The sequence below is a fragment of the Luteibacter sp. genome (assembly GCF_036500425.1).
Taxonomy (GTDB): Bacteria; Pseudomonadota; Gammaproteobacteria; order Xanthomonadales; family Rhodanobacteraceae; genus Luteibacter.
Genome location: NZ_DASYCB010000067.1, coordinates 14,433 through 33,470 on the forward strand (window position 1 = coordinate 14,433; position 19,038 = coordinate 33,470).

Annotated in this window: 19 protein-coding genes; 11 read left to right on the plus strand and 8 right to left on the minus strand. The window is 65.9% G+C overall.

Translation table 11 applies throughout. The features are described 5' to 3' along the window. Positions 1 to 45 precede the first annotated feature (45 nt). Positions 46 to 654, plus strand: a complete 609-nt coding sequence (locus VGN46_RS16890) for an ABC transporter ATP-binding protein (protein WP_331645331.1) — start codon at positions 46 to 48, stop codon at positions 652 to 654. Continuing rightward, positions 651 to 1,445, plus strand: coding sequence for an ABC transporter permease (locus VGN46_RS16895; protein ID WP_331645333.1), 795 nt, complete (start codon positions 651 to 653; stop codon positions 1,443 to 1,445). Before VGN46_RS16890 ends, VGN46_RS16895 begins: the two co-directional genes overlap by 4 nt. Positions 1,446 to 1,512: 67 nt before the next feature. Here VGN46_RS16895 and VGN46_RS16900 read toward each other — a convergent pair whose 3' ends face one another. The 8 genes from VGN46_RS16900 to VGN46_RS16935 all read right to left on the minus strand — a co-directional run bounded on the left by VGN46_RS16900 (position 1,513) and on the right by VGN46_RS16935 (position 9,139). After that, positions 1,513 to 2,115, minus strand: a complete 603-nt coding sequence (locus VGN46_RS16900) for a YigZ family protein (protein ID WP_331645335.1) — start codon at positions 2,113 to 2,115, stop codon at positions 1,513 to 1,515. Beyond that, the gene (locus VGN46_RS16905; RefSeq protein ID WP_331645337.1) at positions 2,112 to 3,038 is read right to left on the minus strand and encodes a hypothetical protein; all 927 of its coding nucleotides are present in this window, start codon (positions 3,036 to 3,038) and stop codon (positions 2,112 to 2,114) included. The genes VGN46_RS16900 and VGN46_RS16905 overlap by 4 nt, the downstream gene beginning before the upstream one ends. A gap of 4 nt (positions 3,039 to 3,042) precedes the next feature. Further along, complete coding sequence (locus VGN46_RS16910) at positions 3,043 to 3,594, minus strand: RNA polymerase sigma factor (protein WP_331645364.1); 552 nt, start codon at positions 3,592 to 3,594, stop codon at positions 3,043 to 3,045. Between the two features lie 44 nt (positions 3,595 to 3,638). After that, positions 3,639 to 5,447, minus strand: coding sequence for a vWA domain-containing protein (locus tag VGN46_RS16915; protein ID WP_414675267.1), 1,809 nt, complete (start codon positions 5,445 to 5,447; stop codon positions 3,639 to 3,641). 90 nt (positions 5,448 to 5,537) lie between these two features. Then, a complete protein-coding gene (locus VGN46_RS16920; RefSeq protein WP_331645339.1) occupies positions 5,538 to 6,191 on the minus strand; it encodes a 4'-phosphopantetheinyl transferase family protein in 654 nt (217 codons plus the stop codon). A 63-nt stretch (positions 6,192 to 6,254) separates the two neighbouring features. Continuing rightward, positions 6,255 to 7,751, minus strand: a complete 1,497-nt coding sequence (locus VGN46_RS16925; protein ID WP_331645341.1) for a GGDEF domain-containing protein — start codon at positions 7,749 to 7,751, stop codon at positions 6,255 to 6,257. A 114-nt stretch (positions 7,752 to 7,865) separates the two neighbouring features. Next, the gene (locus VGN46_RS16930) at positions 7,866 to 8,582 is read right to left on the minus strand and encodes an anti-sigma factor (protein ID WP_331645343.1); all 717 of its coding nucleotides are present in this window, start codon (positions 8,580 to 8,582) and stop codon (positions 7,866 to 7,868) included. Then, entirely contained in the window at positions 8,579 to 9,139 is a 561-nt protein-coding gene (locus tag VGN46_RS16935; RefSeq protein WP_331645345.1) for a sigma-70 family RNA polymerase sigma factor, read from the minus strand. Before VGN46_RS16935 ends, VGN46_RS16930 begins: the two co-directional genes overlap by 4 nt. Before the next feature lie 140 nt (positions 9,140 to 9,279). On the opposite strand from VGN46_RS16935, the gene VGN46_RS16940 reads away from it, so the two are divergent. The 9 genes from VGN46_RS16940 (at position 9,280) to egtB (ending at position 18,920) form a co-directional block, all read left to right on the plus strand. Beyond that, positions 9,280 to 10,026: a hypothetical protein gene (locus tag VGN46_RS16940; protein WP_331645347.1), complete on the plus strand. Its 747-nt coding sequence runs from the start codon at positions 9,280 to 9,282 to the stop codon at positions 10,024 to 10,026. A gap of 73 nt (positions 10,027 to 10,099) precedes the next feature. Then, positions 10,100 to 11,053, plus strand: a complete 954-nt coding sequence (locus VGN46_RS16945; protein ID WP_331645349.1) for an acyl-CoA desaturase — start codon at positions 10,100 to 10,102, stop codon at positions 11,051 to 11,053. A gap of 4 nt (positions 11,054 to 11,057) precedes the next feature. Beyond that, entirely contained in the window at positions 11,058 to 12,320 is a 1,263-nt protein-coding gene (locus tag VGN46_RS16950; protein ID WP_331645351.1) for an NAD(P)/FAD-dependent oxidoreductase, read from the plus strand. Continuing rightward, positions 12,317 to 13,108 (plus strand): DUF1365 domain-containing protein, encoded by a 792-nt coding sequence (locus VGN46_RS16955; RefSeq protein WP_331645353.1) that lies wholly within the window; start codon positions 12,317 to 12,319, stop codon positions 13,106 to 13,108. The genes VGN46_RS16950 and VGN46_RS16955 overlap by 4 nt, the downstream gene beginning before the upstream one ends. Next, positions 13,089 to 14,324, plus strand: a complete 1,236-nt coding sequence (locus VGN46_RS16960; protein ID WP_331645355.1) for a cyclopropane-fatty-acyl-phospholipid synthase family protein — start codon at positions 13,089 to 13,091, stop codon at positions 14,322 to 14,324. Before VGN46_RS16955 ends, VGN46_RS16960 begins: the two co-directional genes overlap by 20 nt. Positions 14,325 to 14,371: 47 nt before the next feature. Further along, positions 14,372 to 15,109: a DUF1295 domain-containing protein gene (locus VGN46_RS16965; RefSeq protein WP_331645368.1), complete on the plus strand. Its 738-nt coding sequence runs from the start codon at positions 14,372 to 14,374 to the stop codon at positions 15,107 to 15,109. Further along, the gene (locus tag VGN46_RS16970; protein ID WP_331645357.1) at positions 15,106 to 16,197 is read left to right on the plus strand and encodes a cyclopropane-fatty-acyl-phospholipid synthase family protein; all 1,092 of its coding nucleotides are present in this window, start codon (positions 15,106 to 15,108) and stop codon (positions 16,195 to 16,197) included. Before VGN46_RS16965 ends, VGN46_RS16970 begins: the two co-directional genes overlap by 4 nt. A gap of 148 nt (positions 16,198 to 16,345) precedes the next feature. After that, positions 16,346 to 16,723, plus strand: a complete 378-nt coding sequence (locus VGN46_RS16975) for a DUF427 domain-containing protein (RefSeq protein ID WP_331645359.1) — start codon at positions 16,346 to 16,348, stop codon at positions 16,721 to 16,723. Between the two features lie 19 nt (positions 16,724 to 16,742). Continuing rightward, positions 16,743 to 18,920 carry an ergothioneine biosynthesis protein EgtB gene (egtB, locus tag VGN46_RS16980; protein ID WP_331645360.1) on the plus strand — a complete coding sequence of 726 codons (2,178 nt, stop codon included), beginning with the start codon at positions 16,743 to 16,745 and terminating at the stop codon, positions 18,918 to 18,920. Positions 18,921 to 19,038: the final 118 nt, after the last annotated feature.

The following is a 19,038-nucleotide window of genomic DNA, read 5'->3' on the forward strand; positions in this document are numbered from 1 at the left end:
ATCATTCAGTCGCCCATTTTCTTTTGGCGACGTACTCTTGTCGCCATGAGTACGACAGGTCTTCACGTTGATGGTTTGCGCAGCCCGCGCGTGGGCCCGGTGTCGTTCTGTCTCGAGCGTAGCGAGTGCATCGCCGTCATGGGCGCTTCGGGTGCCGGCAAGACCGTGTTGCTACGCCTTCTCGCTGACCTTGACCCCGGCGAAGGCAGGGTCGCGTGGGACGGCATCGAACGTGGCGCCATGCCCGCGGCGCATTGGCGAAAGCAGGTGGTGCTCGTCCCGGCCGTCTCCGGCTGGTGGGGGCCCCTCGTGGCCGATCATTTTCCTTATGCGAAGCGGATCGAGGCGGGGCGCCTCTGCACCCAGATGCGCTTGCCCGAGGACATGCTCGACCGGGCCGTCGCCGGACTTTCCACGGGCGAACGGCAACGACTCGCCCTGGCGCGCGCCTTGGTGGGTGAGCCTGCCGTGCTGCTCCTGGACGAACCGACCAGCGGGCTGGACGCCCTGAGCGCAGCGGCGGTCGAAGCCTGTCTTGGACAGGCGAGGGCGCGAGGGATAGGCCTTGTATGGGTCACACACGATGCCCTGCAGTCCCAACGCATCGCGACCCGGCACTTTCGGCTGGCGCACGGTGAGCTCATACCCGCATGAACAGCGTGTCCTTCCATGCGGTCGATATCGCTATCGCGGCGCTGGTGCTGCTCCTCGATGGTGCGCTCTCGGTGGCGATGCGCCTCTCCCTTCATCGCGCGCTTGCTATCGCGTCCGTACGTATGGTCGTGCAACTGGTAGCGCTGGGTTTCGTTTTGCGTGCGGTGTTCGCCGTCGACAGTGTGTGGCTCACCCTGACGCTCGTCCTCGTCATGACCCTGGCGGCGGCGCGTGAAGCCGCGGCGCGGCCACACCAACGCCTCCGCCACGGCCATTACCTGACCAGCCTCGCCAGCGTGGCTGCGCCGGCCTTGCTGACATGCGTCTTCGCTCTCGTCACGATGCTGCCCGGGGACGCGGGCTGGTCGCCGCGCTTCGTCATCCCTGTCGCAGGCATCTTGCTCGGCAATGTGTTGAACTCGGTAAGCATCGGCATGGCCACCGTCCTCGAAGGGGTGGCTCTTGAGGCACCGGCGATCGAGGCCCGGCTGATGCTCGGCGGCACCTTCCATGAAGCCACGGCCTTGCTGGAACGCAACGCAGTGCGCCGCTCGATGGTGCCCTTGATCAACCAGATGAGCGCAGCAGGGATCATCACCATGCCCGGCATCATGACCGGCCAGGTGCTCGCAGGCATGGATCCGCTGAATGCGGCTACCTACCAGATCGTGCTGATGTTGCTGCTGGCAGGGGGAAGCGGACTCGGTTCGATCCTATCCGTGCGCTTTGTGTTGCGCCGCCTCACCGATGACCGGGAGCGGCTTCGGCTCGATCGCCTCCATCCACGCTAACCCCCTGTAGGAGCGCGCTTGCGCGCGAGGGGTACTTGCCGCAACCCCATCGCGCGCAAGCGCGCTCCTACAGAGGATCGAGGCGTTTGGGGGTGGTGCGGCCACGGGTGGTATCGATGATGCGGGCGGTGATGGCGTCGAGCTGGTCGAGCGGTGCAGAGACGATGAGGTCGGCGCCATCAGCGACGAAGTGTTCTTCTTCGATCGTGCCATCGAGCTCGCGGATGCGTGCGCTGATCAGGGCGAGATCGGAGAAATCCGCGCGCAGGGCGATGCGTCCGACGGCGATGATGGGCACGCGTGGGGCGAGGCGAAGGCACTCGGCCGCGCTACCGCCGTAAGCGCGCACGAGTCCACCGGCACCGAGCTTGATGCCGCCGTACCAGCGTGTGACCACCACGGCGACGCGATCGCAGCCCTGGCCATCGATCGCGGCGAGGATCGGCCGGCCTGCGGTGCCGCCGGGTTCACCATCGTCATTGAAGCGGTATGCATCGCCGATGCGATACGCCCAGCAGTTGTGCGTGGCGCCGGGATCGCCGACCGCCTGGAAGAACGCTAATGCATCGGCCGGCGTGGTCACGGCGGCGGCTTGGGCGATGAAGCGGCTTTTCTTGATTTCTTCCTCGTGGCGGAACGGCGCGGCGAGGGTGGACAGCGGGGTGCTCAAGGTTTCAGATCGCGGAGGTCTTGCGGCAGGTCGTAGGCAGGATACAGGCGACGTAGCTCGGCGAGCTTGCGCAGGGCGGCATCGCGGTCGCCGTGATCGAGCAGGTGGCGGATCTCGCCGACGCGGTCGTCGGGGCCGAGGCCGGGTGGCGCGGGCTTCGCGACGACGAGGCCCTCAGCCAGGGACGCAGCTGGCATGGCGGCGGGTGCAGCCGAGGTGACCTGGGCTTGCAGGCGGGGTGGCGCGCTGCGCCGGGCATCGAATCCGCTGATCGCGTCAGCCTGGGCGGGAGCGAGCGCTTGCTGCGCCTGGCCAGCAGGTGCCCTGAGCGCCGGAGCGGGCTCGATGTCGGCGGGTGGTGCGGGCGGTGCAGGGGGCGCGGGAGGCGCCGCTGGTGTCGGTGGTGCAGGCGCGGGCGCCGCCATCGGGGCGTTGAGGATTTTGGCCTGGCGGATCGCGTGGTACTGCGGCGGCAGCTTGGGTGGGGCGTTGGTAGCGGTGTCGCGGGTGGGAATCGCGCGCGAGCGCGCTCCTACAGGGGTAGCGGGGGCCGCCGCGGATTCGTCGGCGATGGAAGTTGCGGCAGGGGCCTGGGCAGCGGGTTCGTTCGTCGTGGGCGCGGCGGCGGGGGCCGGGGCGGCGAGTTCGGCGGCTTTTTCCGTGATCGGGTCGTGAATCGGGGTTTGTTGCAGGTGCCAGCCCACGCCCACGGCCAGTACGAGGACGGCGGCGGTGCCTAGCGCTGCGGGCCAGCGTGGGCGGCGGCGTGCGCTGGCGGCCGGCATGGCGCGCGCGGCGGCGGCAAGCACGGCGGCGTCGAGTGCCGGGTCGGGTTCGGTCTTCGGCAGGCGGGCGTACAGCGCGGCGAGCTCGTGCTCGTCGGGCAGTTCGTCGTCGCTTGGGGGTGGCGTGTTCGGGTTCATAGGCTTAGGCAAACCACTGCTTGATGCGTGCCATGGCGTAGCGCAGGCGTGACTTGGCGGTTTCACGGCCGACGCCTGTAATGGCGGCGATCTCCTCCAGGGAAAGTTCGTATTCCATACGCAACACAAAGGTTTCGCGCTGGTCATCCGGCAGGTTGTCGATCGCCTGCTGCATGCGCCGGCGCAGTTCGAACTCGGACAGCGCGTTATCCGGCTGTTCGCGCTCGGGCGCGGGCTGGGTGGCGAATACCGCCTCGGCTTCGTCGCTGGTGGCCAGCGGCCTGATCTTACGGAAGGTATCGATAGCCAGGTTGTGCGCGATCTGCAGCAACCACGTGCTGAACTTCGCTTCTGGCCGGTAGCGGTCGCGCGCCGTGATGACGCGCGCCCACGTTTCCTGGAATAGCTCGTCGGCCTGTGTGCGGTCCCGGGTGGTTTTCACCAGGAACCGGTACAGCGGACCCTTATGCCGCGCGTAGAGCACTTTGAACGCGGCCGCGTCTCCACCCGCCCAGGCGAGCATCAGCGAGGCATCGTCGGCCAGGGGAGCATCCATGGCCGACGAGGTTACGGCATAAGGCGGTGTCATGGCAGCCCGGGTCAGCGCGTACCCACCGCCACCGGCGTCTGCATGCCACCCGCCATGTCGGCCAGGCGGGCCATGCTGGCACGGTAGCCACCTTCATCCTTGCCTTGTGCGCTGCGGGCGAGGGCGGCCACTTTGTCGTAGCCGAACCCTTCGCTGTACTTCCCACCGCGCAGGTTGTCGGCGAAGGCAGCCACGGCGGCGGCGAAGCGGAGGCGATCGCTTGCGGCGGTGACGTTTGCCGGCAGCGGCTGCTCGATCAGCTGGCTCGCCCCGCCTTCCGGTGACTTGTAGCGCAGGCGGAGGAAACCCAACTCGTTACCCTTCACCGCCACGGCGGCTTCCGCGGCATAGCGCAGCGGATCCACGCGCGCATCCTTCGCCCCTTTCAACGTGATCTCGTACAAGGCAGTGACGTTCGCGCCCGCGCCAATCTCACCCGCATCCACGGCGTCATTGTTGAAATCCTCGCGGGCGAGCATGCGCTTCTCATAGCCGATCAGGCGGTACTCCGCGACCACACCCGGGTTGAACTCCACCTGGATCTTCACATCCCTGGCGATCGTCATCAGCGTGGCCGACATCTCGTCGACCAGCACGCGGCGACCTTCTTCCAGGCTATCGATGTAGTGGTGGCTACCATTGCCGACATCGGCCAGGGTTACCGCCATCTCATCGTTGTAGTTGCCCTCGCCGAAGCCGAGCGTGGTCAATGCGACACCGCTGCGGCGCTTGTCGGCGATGCGGTCTTTCAACGCCTGCACGCCGACGGTGCCGACATTGAAGTCACCATCGGTGGCGAGGATCACGCGGTTGACACCGCCCTTGATGAAGCCCTTCGCCGCCTGCGCATAGGCGAGGTCGATACCGGCTGCGCCGTTGGTGGAACCGCCCGCGCCCAAGGCGTCGATGGCCGCATTGATCTTCGCGTGCTGGTCGCCAGGTGTGGCGGGCAGGGCGACGCAGGTAGCGCCGGCATAGGTCACCAGCGAGATGCGATCCTGCGCACGCAGCTTTGGCACGATCTGCTTGAGCGACGCCTTCAGCAGCGGCAACTTGTCAGGCTCGTCCATGGAGCCGGACACATCGACCAGGAACACGAGGTTGGCGGCGGGGATCTCACTGGCGGGCACCGTATAACCCTGGATGCCGACGAGCAGCAACTGCCGGTTCGCGTTCCACGGCGAGGGCGAGAACTCGGTCGTCACGCTGAAAGGGCGCGAGCGATCCTTCGGCGCGGCATAGCCATAGTTGAAGTAGTTGATGAACTCTTCGCTACGTACCGCGTCGGCGGGGGGAAGCTGGCCTTCGTTCAACAGGTGCCGCACGTTGGTATAAGACCCCGTGTCCACGTCGATGCTGAAGGTGGACACCGGGTCGGTGGCGGCCTGATGAACCGGGTTGGTGTCGCGATGCGCGTAGCGGCTCGTATCGACCTCCTGCATGGGCGCGACACCGATGATGTAGCCCGGGCGCATGGCCTGGGCCGCCATCTTCGGGGGTGCGCTGCGCAGGGCAGCCGGCGGCGCAGGCGGGGCGGGCGGCGCGAAAGCGGCGACGGCCTCATCGGCGACCATGCCCTGGGCGATGGCCGGTGCGGGTGCCGACGCGGTCTTGTACTGCGGCCTCGGCATCGGTGCGCGTGGCGATGGCATCGGCGCATAGCCAAGTACGACCGGCGGCGCATCGTTACAGTTCGTATCTGCCTCGGGGGACGGTACGGGAGCCACGTGGCGCACCTGCGGTGGCGCGGCACCGGCGGCACCGGCGGCGGCCACCAGGCCGGTGAAGAGCAGGGAGAGGGGGACGCGTAGGGTGTTCATCGTGCATGGCCTCCTTGGGGTCATAACGATGAAACGCGGCAAGGTCCCCAACGGGGTTAACCCATGGCTAGCGCACCGGGTATCGCGCCGTCATGCCGTAGGCCACGCGAAGCTCGTCATCACGGTCAGGGCATCGATGAACCGGTATCGCACTACCACCCGATGGCCACAGGGGAGATCGGGAGAAAGCGCTTCGAGCAGTTCGAACTCGAGCCTCCCGGCACCGGCACTGGCATCGATGGCGATCAAGGCGATCGCCTCGAAACCAAAATACCGGCCGACCGTGTTGAAGCTGCCTTTGAAAAAGCTCTCCTTCGCTGAAAAAATCATCGTAAGGAGCTCTTCCCGCGATCGCGTGGTATCCACCCCTTCGAGGAATTCGCATTCCCCGGGCGTGAGTATGGAATGCTCGATGGATACGCGGGTGGCGGGGTCCACGACACGTTCGATGTCGATGCCCACGCCCATGTAGTCCCGGCTGGAAACGACAACGGCCGCGGCGAAACCGCCTGCATGGGTAATGCTGCCGGTGACCCCGGCCGGCCAGCGTGGCTCGCGGTGGGGTCCGGTGGCGATCTCGACCGCGGGGTGGCCCGCTGCGCGGAGCGCCTGGCGGGCCGCCATTCTCCCCATGAAGAATTCGGCCTGTCTTTTCGTCACACTCCGGCGGATGGATTCCGGGAAGGTGATATTCTCGCGGGCGAACTCCGCTGGATCAAAGCCGTGCCAGTCGAACGGAATCAACGTGGCGTCAGGGAGGCACCCTTCGCCAGACTCAAGGGGGAACGGGTAGGTTTGAATCATGGCCTAGCCGGCGCGGGTAGAAGGTTGTGCGCGCGGTTCGCCCAGGCTGCCGACACGGTTCCGGCCGTTGTGTTTAGCGCGGTACAAGGCACGATCCGCTGCGTTCAAAAGCTCCAGCGGACCACTGGCCCCGCTGGGCTGGATAGCGGCCACGCCAATCGTGATGGTCAGTACCCCGAACGGACTGCGCGGGTGCGCGATGGCCTGGGCTTCGACCTGCGCGCGCAGGTCATCGGCGAGCGCCATCGCCTCGGCCATGCGCGTGCCGGGCGCGACCACGGCGAACTCTTCGCCACCAAAGCGGGCCAGGAAATCGCCCGCGCGCAGGCCCCGGGCCATGAGGGTGGCGGCGAGCGCGCGCAGGCAGTCATCGCCGGCCAGGTGGCCGTAGCGATCGTTGTACTCCTTGAAGTAATCGACATCGATCATCAGCAACGCGATCGGCTCGCGCTGGCCAGGGCGGTGCCATTCACGGAGCAGGCGCTCGTCCAGCGCGCGGCGGTTGGCCAGCGCGGTCAGGCTATCGACGAAGACCAGGCCCTCCAGCTCGTCGCGGCTGCGCGAGAGGCGGAACTCTTCTTCGACCAGGTCGACCTGGGCCAGCGTGCCGCGCAAGCCGATGCCGATCACGGCGGCGATCGCGCCGGTGATACCCAGCGACGGGTAGCCGGGGATCACCATGAGGCCGAAGCCGAGCACGCTCATGGCCAGGAACGTGGGGCTTGCGCTCTGCACGAAGCGTACGAGGTAGACGGGCGGGTGCCAGTGGCGCTGCGGCTTGCGCGAAAGCGTCGCGACGGACAAAGCGAGGAAGGGTATGTCGAGCAGCGCATCCCATGGCGAATCGCCGAAGTCGGGGTGGCCGCCCAGCGCGACGTAGTGGTTGTAGAAGTAGCCGGAGATCGCGTAGCAGACAAAGAAGCCCATCACGGCGCGGAAGAAGTAATGGTCGTCGCCACGATCGGTGGCAAGGAAACGCAGGAACGCGGCCACGGCCAGGCACAGGTTTTCGAAATCGAGCATGTGCGCGACATCGATCGCCTGTTGCGGTCCCATGGCGCCTTCGACCGATACGATCGAGAACGTGCGCACGTAGAACAGCACGCCGAGCAAGGCGGCGAGCACCAGGTCAATGGCCAGTGCCCACTTCTTGCGCGCGGCCACGGGTGCGGACGAGACAGCGACCAGCACCGGCAGCACGTACAGGATGTAGAAAAACATGCTGTCGCCGGGCGCCGGGTTGGAGTTGTCCATCACGTAGTTCTGGCGGGCGGACAGGGACATGCCCACGGTCCAGAGCATCAGGCTGCCGAGCAGCAGTAGCCAGCGGTTATCGCGCGGCGTACCAGAACGGTGCCAGGCAAGCACGGTGCTGACCATGCCAGCCACGGCCACGGCGAAGAAAAACGCGTAGGAGATCGCCATGCCACCGGCCGGCGTCAGCGCCAGCGCGGTCGCATGGGCCGCGAGGATGGCCAGCGCGGCGATGACGAGTTTCATGGCGTGCTCATTCCCCCTGCCTGCAACGCTATGGTCATATCGGCGCGCGCGGGCGAAAGTTGAGCCCGCTGGTCAATATCTTACGGGCGCTTTCTCGACAAATGTGAAGATTTATCAGGCAGCTCGTATCGCACCCTTGGCGATAACCGGGCCGGTGGGTTGACCGGTCGGTGATCCTCCGGTTGGCTCCACCGATACCGCGAGGGCTGCGCTGGGACCGAGGCGGCTGACCAGGTCCCTCGGTAGTACGAAGCGCTTGCCACCTGCAGATGGGAACACGCCCACCGCGATGGGCGCGCCGCCTTCGGGAATCAGCCACAGTTCGGTGTCGCGTCCCACGGCAACCGGCTGGGGCGTGGCCGGGATCAGCAACAGCTCGCTGCGCTCGACATCCATGGTGGCGGTCCAGGCGGCGACCCCATCGTCGCCAGCGATGGTCGCGACCATCAGCACGGCGGGCGCCGTCGCGGTGGGCGGGGTGGAGACACCAGGCCGGGTCAGCGTCAGTACGAGCAGGCAGGCCGCCACGGCCGTAGCGCCTACGCCGATCCAGCGCCATAGCGCGAGGCTTTCCCACAGGCCCGGCCGTGCCGGTTCGGCCAGACCCAGTCGGCGGCGGATGCTTTCCCATGCATGCGCGGGCGGGGCGATGGCAGGAACTTCGATGGCGAGCGGGGTCAGCCATGCCTGCCAGCGGGCCACGGCTGCGGCGGCCTCCGGCTGATCGGCGATCTCGCGGGCCACGTCGGCGCGCGCGTCGGCATCGAGCAGCCCGAGCACGTATTCGACGTAGCGCAGGTGATCCTTGTCGTTGTCGAAAGGGGTGTTCATGCGCCCAGGCACGCCCGTAGTTGCAACAAGCCGCGACGGATCCAGCTTTTCATGGTGCCTAAGGGTACCTTTGCGCGCTCCGCCAGCTCGTTATACGTAGCGCCGGCAAAAAAGGCTTCACGGATCGAGCGGCGTGGCTGGCCTTCGAGTTCGTCGAGGCAGGCGCGCAGCTTGGCATAGGCTTCGCCCGCTTCGGCCTGCGCCGCAGGGCCGGGCAACTCATCGACGATACTGTCCCACGCGATATCCGAGGCGAAGTGAACGCCGGACCGTTGGCGCAGGCGGTCGATGGCCTTATTGCGCACGACGGTGATCAGCCAGGTGAATGCGCTCGCCCGCGAGGGGTCGAACGATGAAGCCCGTTGCCAGATGGTGACGAAGGCGTCCTGCAGGATCTCGTCGGCTTCGGCAGGGTCGCCGACCAGGCGCATGCAAACCCCGAACAGCCGTGGTGAAGTAGCCTTGTAGAGTGCCGCGAAGGCTTTCTCGTCCCGTGTACCGGTACGGCGGAGCAGGTCGTTCAGCGCATCCCTCTCGGCGAGCGTGGTGGCTGGCATCCGTGGAATCCTTATCGCGATGAGAGCGAGTGCGTGCTCTATAACACGAGTGACCGTCACGAAAGCGCGACCGCATCCGGGCGACTCTCGGCCGCGTACCATTCCCCCAAGGGCGACACGCCTGCCAAAGGATTCATCCTGTGACGACGAAACGCCTGGTCTTCGCCTTGCTTGGCACCTGCCTTTTGCCCGCTCACGCTGCCGACCGCTATACCGGCGATGCTATGCCGCGCGGCGGTGGTGCCGTGCTGTACCGCGAGATCCATTACGTGGACGGCGCGCGCCACGTGGTCAGCTACCAATGTCCCGATGGCCGGCCCTTCGCCCGCAAATCGCTGGTCGCCAGCCAGGATCCGGTCCGCCCGGACATGGTCTACGAAGATGCGCGCGAGGGCTTTCGCGAGAGCGTGCACGCTACGGGCGCGGGCGATCGCGTCGAGATCAAGGTGAAGCGTTCCGGCAAGGCCGAAGAAGCCCGGACCATCGATGTGCCGAAGGGCGCGGTGATCGACGCCGGCTTCGATCCCTATATCCGTTCGCACTGGGGGTCGCTAGATACCGGTGTCTCGGTTCCGTTCCTCGTCGCCAGCCGCTTTCGCTTCTTCGATGTGAAGATCTTGGGCGGGAAGGTGAGTGATGGCCAACGCCAGCTGGTGATGAAGCTGGACGCCTGGTATGCGTTCGCCGCGCCGACGATCGACGTGACCTACGGTGCCGATGACCACCGCTTGCTGCGTTACGACGGCAAGGGCACCGTACGCAACGCGAACGGGAAGAGCTCGGACGTCAGCATCGATTTTCCCGCGTCAGGCCGGGCGACGGGGCTACCTTCCAGCGAGCTGGACGATGTGTTGAAGGCGCCGCTGGTCGGCAAGTGCACCACCTGACTGCCGCGGCCGTGCATCCGGGGAACGGGTTCACCCGTATACCTCAGGGACGATCCACGGAGCCTGCCGCGCCATGCGTTCCCCTTCCGCTACCGACGCTTCCCCCGCTGCATCCCGCCTGTGGGTGATTCGCCGCTGGTTCGACACATCAAACGACACGCCGGCCGGCGCCGTCCGGGAGGACCGGATCGACTGGCTGCGCGCCGCCCCCTTCGTGGCGATGCATCTAGCCTGCGTGGCGGTGATCTGGGCGGGGGTCTCGACGGTGGCGGTGCTCGTGGCCGTGGCAATGTACGCGGTGCGTATGTTCGCGCTGACAGGTTTCTATCATCGCTACTTCTCGCACCGTACCTTCCGTACCTCGCGCACCGTGCAGTTCCTCTTCGGTGTCATCGGCGCGTCGTGTGTGCAACGCGGCCCGCTGTGGTGGGCGGCGCACCATCGCCATCATCACCGGCACGCCGATACACCCGCAGACCCGCATTCGCCTCGCGTGCATGGCTTTTTATGGAGCCACGCCGGCTGGTTCCTGACGCCTCGTGGCTTTCGCACGAATCTCGACCGGGTCCCCGATTTTGCCGCTTTCCCGGAGCTGCGTTGGCTGGATCGTTACGACACGGCCGTGCCCGTGCTGCTCGCCGTGGCGCTATTTGGCCTGGGCAAACTGCTTGAGTGTGTCGCCCCGGGGCTGGGCACGACGGGCTGGCAGATGCTGGTCTGGGGCTTCTTCATCTCCACCGTCGTGCTGTTCCATGCCACGGTGACGATCAACTCACTGGCGCATCGCTTCGGCACGCGCCGCTTCGAAACGCGTGACGACAGTCGCAACAACGCCTGGCTGGCCGTGTTCACCTTCGGCGAGGGCTGGCACAACAACCATCACTTCTTCCCGGGCACGGTGCGTCAAGGCTTCCGTTGGTGGGAGGTGGACCTGACCTGGTACGGCCTCTGGCTCATGGCGCAGCTCGGCCTGGTGAGCGAACTCAAACCGATTCCCGCCTGGGTGCGGACCAAGATGGAGCACTGAGCGCATGCGCGTCGCCGTGGTCGGTTCGGGTATCGCGGGGCTGGCCTCGGCATGGCTGCTCTCGCACAGCCATGAGGTCACGTTGTTCGAGGCGAGCGATCATCTCGGCGGCCACGTGGATACCCACCGCGTCACGCTGCGAGGGCGCGAGTACGCCGTCGATACCGGTTTCATCGTGCATAACCCGGTGCACTACCCCTTGCTGACGGCGTTGTTTGAAGACCTTGGCGTCGCGACCCGGCCGACCACCATGAGCTTTGCGGTGCGTAGCGAAGCGTCCGGCCTGGAATACAACGCCACCTCGCTCGATTCGCTGTTCTGCCAGCGACGTAACCTGTGGTCGCCGCGCTTCCACGGCATGTTGCGCGACCTGTTTCGGTTTTACCGCGAAGCCCCCGCGCTGCTGGCCCTGCCGGGTGAAGGCCCCACCCTGGGCGAGTATCTCGACGAAGGCCGTTATGGTGCGATGTTCCGCGATGAGCATCTCGTGCCGATGGCCTGCGCGCTATGGTCATCGGCCTCGGCCGGCATCCTCGGTTTTCCTGCCAAGTACCTCGTGCGTTTCATGGCCAACCACCACATGCTGCAGGCCACGGGACGGCCGGAATGGCGGGTCGTTGCCGGGGGTTCGGCACGTTACGTCGAGGCCTTGCGGGCGCGCTGGCACCTGCGCGAGTACCTCGCGACGCCGGTGCAATCGATCGCCCGCCACGGCGACCGAATCGACGTCACCAGCCGTCGCGGTACGCAGGCCTTCGATGAGGTCGTGCTGGCGTGCCATGCCGACCAGGCACTGGCACTGCTGGCGGATGCCCACCCGCGCGAGCGCGAGATCCTCGGCGCCATGGTCTACCAGCCTAATGAAACCGTGCTGCACACCGATACCACGCTGTTGCCGCGTTCGCGCAAGGCCTGGGCCGCGTGGAATGCCTGGGTACCGGCGACGCCAGGCGAGGCCTGTACGGTGAGTTACTGCATGAACCTGCTGCAGGGCATCGAGTCACCGGAACCGTTCGTCGTGACCCTGAACCGCACGGCCGCCATTGATCCAGTGAAAGTGTTGCGGCGCCTGACCTACCACCACCCCATGTACTCCCATGCCTCGGTGGCCGCGCAGGCGCGCAGGGTGGAGATCCAGGGTGTGCGTCGCACCTGGTTCGCTGGTGCCTACTGGGGATGGGGCTTCCACGAAGATGGAATACGCAGCGCCATGGACCTCATGCGCGATTTTGACCGCGTCGTGGCGGCGCGCCGGGTGCTGGCATGAGCGACACGTTTGCCAGCGCGGTGTATGAGGGCGTCGTGACCCATCGCCGGCATGCGCCCCATCCGCATGCGTTCCGCTATCGCATGGCGCAGCTATGGCTGGATCTGGATGAGGTAGACCAGGTGTTCGCGTCGCGCTGGCTGTGGTCGGCGAAGCGTCGCAACCTCGCCGAGTTCCGCCGCGCCGATTACTTCGGCGATCCCGGGGTGCCGCTGGCGGACGCGGTGCGCGAGCGCGTCGCCCATGTGCTTGGCGAGCGGCCGTCCGGCCCAGTGCGCTTGCTGACACATGTGCGTTACGCCGGTTTCGTGTTCAATCCCGTGAGCTTCTATTACTGCTATGCGGCAGATGGCGAAACCCTGGTCGCCGTGCTCGCCGAGATCACCAATACGCCGTGGCGCGAGCGGCACGCGTACGTGCTTCCGGCCTCGGTGGACGGCAGCGGCTATGCTGTCGATGACCGTTTCGCCAAGGTCTTCCACGTGTCGCCGTTCATGCCGATGGACCGGACGTATCGTTGGCGCTTCACCGACCCGGGCGAGCGGTTGGCCGTGCACATGGATGTGTTTCGCGATGGCGAGCGTGAGTTTGATGCACATCTTGCGCTGAAGAGGCTTCCGCTCGCCGGCGCTTCGTTGGCCCGTGTGCTGTGGCGTTATCCGTTGATGACCGCTCAGGTGATCGGTGCCATCCACTTCGAAGCGCTTCGCCTGTGGCTCAAGCGCAATCCCGTCCATGACCACCCAGGCAAGACGCCGAAGGGGCTCTATGAACGCCATCGTCCATAACCCGGCGAACGCTACGGCCTCACGTGGCCTGCGCTTCCTGCGTGGCCAGTTGCTGGCGCGAATGGCAGCGATGCGCCAGGGGCGCCTGGTGCTCACCGACATGCTCGGCCGGGTAGAGCTGGGTGAGCCCGACCACCCGGCGGTAGTTCATGTGAGCGTGCGCGACCTTGGCTTCTACCGGGCCGTTGCCGGCAACGGCAGCGTCGGTGCGGGCGAATCCTTCATGGAGGGTCAGTGGGCTTGCGATGATCTCGTCGGCCTGATCCGCCTTCTGGTACGCAACCGGGACCTGCTCGATAGCATGGAAGGTGGCATGGCCCGCGTCGGTGGCTGGGCGATGAAGGCGTGGGGTGCGCTGCGCCGGAATACGCGTGGGGGTAGCCGGCGCAACATCGCCGCGCACTACGACCTCGGCAACGACTTCTTCGGCCTGTTCCTGTCGAATGACCTGATGTACTCATCGGCGCTGTGGGAGCACGCGGACGATACGCTCGACGTGGCCTCACGGCGCAAACTTGATCGCGTATGCCAGTGGCTCGACCTGGGCCCGGGCGATCGCGTCGTGGAGATCGGCACGGGCTGGGGCGGCTTCGCTCTGCATGCCGCACGCCACTATGGTTGCCACGTGACCACCACTACGATCTCGCGTGAGCAACATGCGCTTGCCGCGCAGCGTGTCGCGGAGGCAGGGTTGGGCGAGCGGATCACCCTGTTGTTGAAGGACTATCGCGACCTGGATGGACAGTACGACAAGCTCGTGTCGATCGAGATGATCGAGGCGACCGGCGCCGAATACCTTGAAACCTACTTCGGTAAGCTCGGCGCATTGCTGCGTCCTGGCGGCCAGGCGTTGCTGCAGGCGATTACCATTGAAGATCATCGGTACGCACAGGCACTGACCTCGATTGACTTCATCAAGCGCCACGTTTTTCCAGGCAGCTTCATCCCTTCGCTAAACGCGATGCTCGATGCGAAGACGCGTAGCAGCGATCTCGCGCTGGTTCGCCAGGATGACTTCGGCCCTTCATACGCGCGGACACTGCATGCCTGGCGGGAACGATTCCTTGCGGCGCGAGCCGAGGTGCGCGAACAAGGTTTCGATGATCGCTTCCTGCGGATGTGGGAGTTTTACCTCGCGTATTGCGAAGGGGCCTTCCTGGAACGCTCCATTGGTGTGTCGCATCTGCTGTTTCGCAAACCTGGTACGCCGCCGTGAGCACGCTCAATACGCTGCTCACGATCTGGCTGACGGCTGCCTGGGTCATGGCGGGTGGCTGGGCGTGGCAGCGCCGCCATCGCAATGCGGGCATCGTGGATGCGCTGTGGGCCGCCGGGCTGGCGGGGGCGGCAGTGTTCGCGGCGCTGGTAGGGCAGGGCGCTGCCTCGACGCGAGTGCTGCTTGCCCTGCTTGGCGGCGCGTGGGGAGTGCGGCTTGCCTTGCATCTGTGGCAACGGGTGCGCGGCGAAGCCGAGGATGGCCGCTACCAGCAACTGCGCGCGCACTGGCGCGGCCATCAAGGCAAGTTCTTCGCTTTCTTCCAGTTCCAGGCCTTTCTTGTCGGGCTATGCGCGGTGCCCTTCATCGCGGTGGCGGCGAACGCCGAGGGCGCCAGCGCCTGGACGGCAGTGGCGATCGTCACGTGGCTGATCAGTGTTGCCGGTGAGTCGCTGGCGGATCGCCAGCTGGCCCGCTTCCGCGCCGCCGCCGCGCATCGCGGGAAGACTTGCCGTGACGGCCTGTGGCGTTACTCGCGCCACCCGAATTATTTCTTTGAATGGTTGCACTGGTTCACTTATGTGTTCCTGGCCGCCGGCTCACCGCTGGTCTGGCTCGCCTTGATCGGCCCCGTGCTGATGTTCCTGTTCGTGCGTCATGTGAGCGGCGTGCCGCTCACCGAGGCGCAGGCGCTGCGCTCGCGCGGTGACGAGTACCGCCGTTACCAGCGCGACACCCCCGTTTTCTTCCCATGGTTTCCCAGGCATCCCCGCGAGGACGCATGAATACGATCGCTAACGGTGCGAGCTACACCCGAGAAGACGGTGCGGCCGCCGGCGTGCTCGGTCTCGCCGAACGCGGGCTCGTTCCGGATGCCTTGCTCCGCGCTGGCATCCGCCGCCTTTGCGCGGCGCGCCTGGCCCACGAACAGCACGGCGGCGCCGATGCCACCGCAAAGCGTTTCCAGACGCTGATCGAGGCCCTGCGGCACAGCGAGGTCGCCATCCACACCGATGCGGCCAACGGCCAGCATTACGAGCTGCCGCCGGCTTTCTTCGAACTCTGCCTCGGACACCGGCTCAAATACTCCAGTTGCTACTACACACGGCCGGACATGAGCCTGGACGAGGCTGAAGAGGCCATGCTCGCGCTCTACGGCGCACGGGCCGACCTCGCCGATGGCCAGTCGATCCTCGAGTTGGGTTGCGGCTGGGGCTCACTCACGCTGTGGATGGCCCACCAATACCCGCGCGCCCGGATCACGGCGGTCTCGAACTCCGCACCGCAACGCCGGCATATCGAGGCGCGCTGTGCCGAACTGAACATCCACAACGTGCAGGTCATCACCGCCGATGTGAATTCGCTCACCTTGCACGAGCGGGAATTCGACCGCTGCGTATCGATCGAGATGTTCGAGCACATGCGCAATTACGCCACCCTGCTTGGCCGGATCAGCCGCTGGCTGAAACCCGGTGGCAAGCTCTTCGTGCACCTCTTCGCCCACCGCACCCTCATGTATCCGTTCGATACCGATGGCGACAACGACTGGATGGCCCGGCACTTCTTCACCGGTGGCCTGATGCCGTCGGCGGATACGCTGCTATGGTTCCAGCAGGATCTGCATATCGAACAGCGTTGGCTGGTGGACGGGACCCACTACCAACGCACGGCCAACCATTGGCTCGCCCGCCAGGATGCGAATCATGACGCGGTGATGGTGGTGCTGCGTGAGGCCTACGGCGACGCGGCCCGGCTATGGTTCCAGCGCTGGCGCATGTTCTGGATGGCCTGTGCGGAGCTGTTCGGCTATGCGGGCGGCAGCGAATGGCTGGTGGCCCACTACCGTTTTGCCCGGCCGGCCCGGCAGGACTAGGGCAAGACAGGCGTTAGCCGGGCAGGAATATCCAATCCTGCCATCTGTGCCTGCGAGACATTTCACCTTTTCCAGCCTGTAGGCTTGGCATCGGCGGCAGCCGGTCCCACGATCTTCCGTCTGCACGCCCGTATTGAAGGAGAGTGGCATGTCCTCCCGTCCCGTCAGGATTCCCGGCCCCGATCACCCGATCACGGTAACGCCTGCGGGCGGCCGCGTGGTCGTACGCTTTGGCGACCAGGTCATCGCAGATACCCGCCATGCGCTGAGCCTGAAAGAGGCCAGCTACCCCGCCGTGCTCTACATCCCCCGTGAGGACGCCGACATGGTGCTCCTGCGCCGGACCGAGCACACCACGTGGTGCCCGTATAAGGGCGAAGCGTCGTATTACAGCCTGCCCGGGAACAGCGAGGCGGCGATCAATGCGATCTGGACGTACGAAACGCCGAGTGAGTACGTCGCGGCCATTGGCAACCACCTGGCCTTCTACCCCGACCGCGTGACGATCGAGCACACGCCCGACTGAGCCACCGGAGTTTATTTCCATGCAAGTTATCCTTGATACCTGGGCCACTGGCAGCGCCGCGGCCCCCGTGAACTGTACGGCCGCGCCGGCGTTGACCCTTGCTGCGCGCTATGACGCCGTGCGAGCACGCACCGATGCGCTGGTGGCCGCGCTCGGCCCGGAAGACATGCAGGTGCAGTCTATGCCAGACGCGAGTCCGGCCAAGTGGCACCTCGCCCATACGACATGGTTCTTCGAAACCTTCCTGCTCGGTCCCAACGTGCCGGGCTATAGCGTGTTCGATGCGACGTACGGTTACCTCTTTAATTCGTACTACGAAGCGGTCGGTCCACGTCACCCGCGGCCGATGCGCGGCCTGGTGACCCGGCCGGGTGTCGAGGGCGTCCGCGCCTACCGGCGCCACGTGGATACGCATATGCGCCAGTTCATTGCCGCGGGTCTGGATGCCGAGCACGAAGCACTGCTGCGCCTGGGCCTTGCGCACGAAGAGCAGCACCAGGAACTGCTGGTGATGGATGTGCAGCACCTGTTTGCACAATCGCCACTGAAGCCGGCGTTCGATCCGGCATGGCCGGCGATCGAGGCCGGCCCTGCAGGCCGCTACCGGCATGTCGCCGGTGGCCCCGTGCGTATCGGTGCGGCCGATGAGGTATTCGCCTTCGATAACGAAAGCCCGCGGCATACCGCGTGGCTGGAGCCATTCCAGCTCGCCGACCGGCTGGTCACCAACGGCCAGTGGCTCGCCTTCATGGCCCTGGGCGGCTACCGCCGCGCGGAACTCTGGCTTTCGGATGGCTGGGCGCAATGCCAGGCCGAAGGCTGGGACGCGCCTCAGTATTGGCAGCGCGAGGACGACAGCTGGTTCCACATGACCCCGGGCGGCTGGCAGCCGGTCGATCCGGATGCCGCGGTGGTTCACGTGAGCTACTACGAAGCCGATGCCTACGCGCGCTGGGCCGGCGCGCGCCTGCCGACCGAAGCCGAGTGGGAACACGCCGTGCGTACGCGGCATGATCTCGATCAGGTCTATGACACGGCATGGCAATGGACCGCCAGCGCCTACACCGCGTACCCGGGGTTTCGCGCGGCGGACGATGCCGTCGGTGAATATAACGGCAAATTCATGAGTGGCCAGATGGTGCTGCGCGGCGGCGCCTCGGTGACTCCGCCGGGGCATTCGCGGCCGTCGTACCGCAATTTTTACCGGCCGGGCCAGCGCTGGATGTTCGCGGGGCTTCGTCTGGCACGCGATCTCGCGCTGGCCGAGGACGACGAGCGCCAGGGCTTCCTGCGCGACACGCTCGCGGGTTTATCCGCGTCGCGCAAGGCGTTTTCCCCGAAGTATTTCTATGACGGTGCGGGGTCGGCGTTGTTCGAAGCCATCTGCGAGACGCCCGAGTACTATCCGACGCGCACGGAAATGGCCTTGCTGACGACCATCGCCCCGGCGCTGGCCGAGGCAATCCCGGATGGCGCGGTGTTGCTCGAGCTAGGTAGCGGTGCCAGCGAGAAGACCCGCCTGTTGCTGGATGCGAAACCGTCTCTCTCGGCGTATGTGCCGGTGGATATCAGCCCTGATGCGTTACAGGGCGCGGCCGAGCGCTTGCGTGAGGCGTACCCCGGCCTGTCCATCATGCCCGTGGTCGCCGATTTCACCCGTGGGATCGAGGTGCCCGATGCACTGGCAGACAAGCCGGCGGTCGCCTTCTTTCCGGGTTCCACCATCGGCAACTTCGAAGCCGACGAGGCCGTGGCGCTGATGTATGCCGTGCGTCGCCGCCTGGGTCCCGGTGCACGCTTTATCGTCGGGGTCGACCAGGTCAAGCCGATCGATGTGTTGCTGGCGGCGTACGACGATGCCGAAGGCATCACGGCTGCGTTCAACCGGAATGTACTGGTACGGATCAATCGCGAACTCGGCGCGGATTTCGACGTGGGTTCCTTTGAGCATCGCGCCCTGTGGAACGCCGGGAAGTCGCGCATCGAGATGCATCTGGTCAGCAGCGTGGCGCAGACGGTGACGGTCTCGGGGCAGCGTTTCGCCTTCGAAGCCGGCGAAACGATCCATACCGAGAACTCACACAAGTTCACCCCAGCGTCGTTCGCAGCGCTGGCCGCCCAGGCAGGCTGGGTGGTCGAACAACAATGGCTGTCAGAAGCCCCCGCCTTCGGCGTATTCCTGTTAAAAGCCACCTGACTGTAAGAGCGCGCTTGTGCGCGATGGAGCTTGCGGCAAACCCCATCTGAACCTGTAGGAGCGCGCTTGCGCGCGATGGGTGCGCGCGGCAAGCCCCGATCGCGCGCAAGCGCGCTCC

What these genes read in the sequence shown, in the direction of transcription:
- VGN46_RS16955 (WP_331645353.1), top strand. Translation starts at nt 12,317, where the DNA reads ATGAGCGACACGTTTGCCAGCGCGGTGTATGAGGGCGTCGTGACCCAT.
- VGN46_RS16950 (WP_331645351.1), top strand. Translation starts at nt 11,058, where the DNA reads ATGCGCGTCGCCGTGGTCGGTTCGGGTATCGCGGGGCTGGCCTCGGCA.
- VGN46_RS16910 (WP_331645364.1), bottom strand. Translation starts at nt 3,594, where the DNA reads ATGGATGCTCCCCTGGCCGACGATGCCTCGCTGATGCTCGCCTGGGCG.
- VGN46_RS16935 (WP_331645345.1), bottom strand. Translation starts at nt 9,139, where the DNA reads ATGCCAGCCACCACGCTCGCCGAGAGGGATGCGCTGAACGACCTGCTC.
- VGN46_RS16890 (WP_331645331.1), top strand. Translation starts at nt 46, where the DNA reads ATGAGTACGACAGGTCTTCACGTTGATGGTTTGCGCAGCCCGCGCGTG.
- egtB (WP_331645360.1), top strand. Translation starts at nt 16,743, where the DNA reads ATGCAAGTTATCCTTGATACCTGGGCCACTGGCAGCGCCGCGGCCCCC.
- VGN46_RS16975 (WP_331645359.1), top strand. Translation starts at nt 16,346, where the DNA reads ATGTCCTCCCGTCCCGTCAGGATTCCCGGCCCCGATCACCCGATCACG.
- VGN46_RS16945 (WP_331645349.1), top strand. Translation starts at nt 10,100, where the DNA reads ATGCGTTCCCCTTCCGCTACCGACGCTTCCCCCGCTGCATCCCGCCTG.
- VGN46_RS16960 (WP_331645355.1), top strand. Translation starts at nt 13,089, where the DNA reads ATGAACGCCATCGTCCATAACCCGGCGAACGCTACGGCCTCACGTGGC.
- VGN46_RS16965 (WP_331645368.1), top strand. Translation starts at nt 14,372, where the DNA reads ATGGCGGGTGGCTGGGCGTGGCAGCGCCGCCATCGCAATGCGGGCATC.
- VGN46_RS16895 (WP_331645333.1), top strand. Translation starts at nt 651, where the DNA reads ATGAACAGCGTGTCCTTCCATGCGGTCGATATCGCTATCGCGGCGCTG.
- VGN46_RS16970 (WP_331645357.1), top strand. Translation starts at nt 15,106, where the DNA reads ATGAATACGATCGCTAACGGTGCGAGCTACACCCGAGAAGACGGTGCG.
- VGN46_RS16905 (WP_331645337.1), bottom strand. Translation starts at nt 3,038, where the DNA reads ATGAACCCGAACACGCCACCCCCAAGCGACGACGAACTGCCCGACGAG.
- VGN46_RS16930 (WP_331645343.1), bottom strand. Translation starts at nt 8,582, where the DNA reads ATGAACACCCCTTTCGACAACGACAAGGATCACCTGCGCTACGTCGAA.
- VGN46_RS16925 (WP_331645341.1), bottom strand. Translation starts at nt 7,751, where the DNA reads ATGAAACTCGTCATCGCCGCGCTGGCCATCCTCGCGGCCCATGCGACC.
- VGN46_RS16915 (WP_414675267.1), bottom strand. Translation starts at nt 5,447, where the DNA reads ATGAACACCCTACGCGTCCCCCTCTCCCTGCTCTTCACCGGCCTGGTG.